The organism is Enterobacter sp. CGMCC 5087, from assembly GCF_003144775.1.
Classification (GTDB): Bacteria; Pseudomonadota; Gammaproteobacteria; order Enterobacterales; family Enterobacteriaceae; genus Enterobacter; species Enterobacter cloacae_M.
In genome coordinates this window covers 1-2,653 of record NZ_QFXN01000204.1, presented here as the reverse complement: position 1 = coordinate 2,653, position 2,653 = coordinate 1, and the positions used below count along the sequence as shown (strand labels likewise).

General features: G+C 58.7%; 2 protein-coding genes. Both read left to right on the top strand.

What is annotated here, in order from left to right:
• The coding region (locus DEO48_RS16525; protein WP_146198293.1) for an ABC transporter ATP-binding protein at positions 1–523 on the top strand (523 nt) is incomplete at its 5' end.
• A 110-nt stretch (positions 524–633) separates the two neighbouring features.
• On the top strand, positions 634–2,499 hold the full coding sequence (gss, locus tag DEO48_RS16520; RefSeq protein WP_109845759.1) for a bifunctional glutathionylspermidine amidase/synthase: 1,866 nt from the start codon (positions 634–636) through the stop codon (positions 2,497–2,499).
• The last annotated feature ends 154 nt before the right edge of the window (positions 2,500–2,653 follow it).

Genomic DNA, 2,653 nt, shown 5'->3' with positions numbered 1-2,653 from the left:
GTTCCCGCATGAGTTCAGCGGCGGGCAGCGTCAGCGCATCAGTATTGCCCGCGCGTTGTCCGTGCATCCTGAATTCGTGCTGTGCGATGAGCCGCTCTCGGCGCTGGACGTCTCGGTGCAGGCGCAGGTGGTGAATATTCTGCAGGATCTGCAGCAGGAGCTGGGGCTAACCTACCTGTTCATCGCCCACGATCTCTCCATGGTGCGGCATATCTCCAACCGCATTGGGGTGATGTATCTCGGTAAACTGGTGGAGGTGGCCCCGGCGAATGAACTGTATCAGCGTCCGGCGCATCCATACACCCGCGCGCTGCTGGCGGCGGTTCCCCAGCCCGATCCGCGCATCCGCAACCTCGAAGACGCCACCCTGCGCGGCGACGTTCCAGGCCCCACGTCCGCGCTGCCGGGCTGTAAGTTCTGCAGCCGCTGCCCGCACGCCATGCCGGTGTGCCAGACGCAGGAGCCTGCCATGCAGGAGATCGCGCCAGGGCATTTTGCGGCGTGCTGGCTGTTTAACATGTAGTTAATGCGCCGCGCAGGTGTATGATAAATGTCCCTCTGTCAGGTTAATTACAACGTGCAGACGACGACAACCCATAAAAAATTGCCGCCTGCCTGTTTTAGGTTGGATACATGCGTAAAGGAAAGTTAAGCAGTGATGCGCCATTCGGGACATTGTTAGGCTATGCGCCCGGTGGCGTGGCGATTTACTCTTCAAATTACGGCAGTCTGGACCCGCGAAGCTACCCGCAGGACGCAGATTTTCGCAGCTATATCGGCAACGAATACATGGGCCACAAGTGGCAGTGCGTTGAGTTTGCCCGCCGTTTCCTGTTTCTCAACTATGGCTTTGTGTTTACCGACGTCGGCATGGCGTGGGAAATCTTCTCCCTGCGCTTTTTGCGTCAGGTGGTGAACGATAACATTCTGCCCCTTCAGGCCTTTGCCAATGGTTCGAAACGCGCGCCGCGCGCCGGAGCGCTGCTGATCTGGCAAAAGGGCGGCGAGTTTCACGAGACCGGCCACGTGGCGGTGATCACCCAGCTTCTCGACGATAGGGTGCGTATTGCGGAGCAGAACGTGATTCACTCCCCGCTGCCGCTCGGGCAGCAGTGGACGCGCGAACTGCGTCTGAGCGTGGAGAACGGGTGTTACACGATCCATGACACCTTCAACGACACGGAGATTCTCGGCTGGATGATCCAGACCGACGACACGGAACACAGCATTCCCCAGCCGGAAATCGACGGCGAACTGCTGAAAATCAGCGGTGCGCGGCTGAAAAACAAACGTCAGTTCGACGGAAAATGGCTTAACGAAAATGACGCGCTGCAGCAGGCGTATATCCGCGCTAACGGCCATGTGATCAACAAAGATCCCTGCCAGTACTTCACCATTACCGAAAGCGCCGAGCAGGAGCTGATCAAGGCCACCAACGAACTGCACCTGATGTACCTGCACGCGACGGACAAGGTGCTGAAAGACGACAGCCTGCTGGCGCTTTTCGACATCCCGAAAATCCTCTGGCCGCGCCTGCGCCTCTCCTGGCAGTGGCGTCGCCACCATATGATCACCGGTCGTATGGATTTCTGCATGGATGAGCGCGGCATTAAGGTTTACGAGTACAACGCCGACTCCGCATCCTGCCATACCGAGGGCGGACTGATTCTCGAAGAGTGGGTGAAAAACGGCTATCGCGGCAACGGGCATAACCCGGCGGAAGGGCTGCTGGAAGAGCTGACCGGGGCGTGGAAGCACAGCCACGCGCGGCCGTTCGTCCACATCATGCAGGACAACGATGTCGAAGAGGACTATCACGCGCTCTTTATTCAGCGTTCGCTGATGCAGGCCGGGTTCGAGACCAAAATCCTGCACGGGCTTGAGGCGCTCAGCTGGGATGCCGCCGGACAGCTGATTGACGACGAAGGCCGCCACGTCAACTGCGTGTGGAAAACCTGGGCGTGGGAAACGGCGATTGAGCAGATCCGCGAGGTGAGCGAAACCGAATATGCCGCCGTGCCGATCCGCACCGGGCATCCCGAGGGCGAGGTGCGCCTGATTGACGTCCTGCTGCGCCCGGAGGTGCTGGTCTTCGAACCGCTGTGGACCGTGATTCCCGGCAACAAGGCGATTCTCCCGGTACTGTGGCAGCTGTTCCCGAACCACCGTTACCTGCTCGACACCGATTTTGAGGTTAACGATCTGCTGAAGCAGACCGGCTATGCCGTCAAGCCGATTGCCGGCCGCTGCGGCAGCAATATCGATCTCATCAGCCCTCAGGACGAACTGCTGGATAAATCCAGCGGCAAGTTTGTCGACCGCAAGAATATCTACCAGCAGCTGTGGTGCCTGCCGAAGGTTGACGGTAAGTACATACAGGTTTGCACCTTCACCGTGGGCGGGAACTACGGCGGAACCTGTCTGCGCGGCGATGACTCGCTGGTGGTGAAGAAAGAGAGCGATATCGAGCCGCTGATTGTGGTGAAGGACTCGCTATAAAAATCCCCCCGCAGGGCTGAGGATTGCCTACAAAATAATGCCTGCACGGACTGCCCCCTCTCCCTTGAGGGAGAGGGCTGGGGTGAGGGGGAACATACGGCTCTGGTGGTCATTCCGTTCACTTTATGTTCCTGGCTACTCTTTAACGACATGG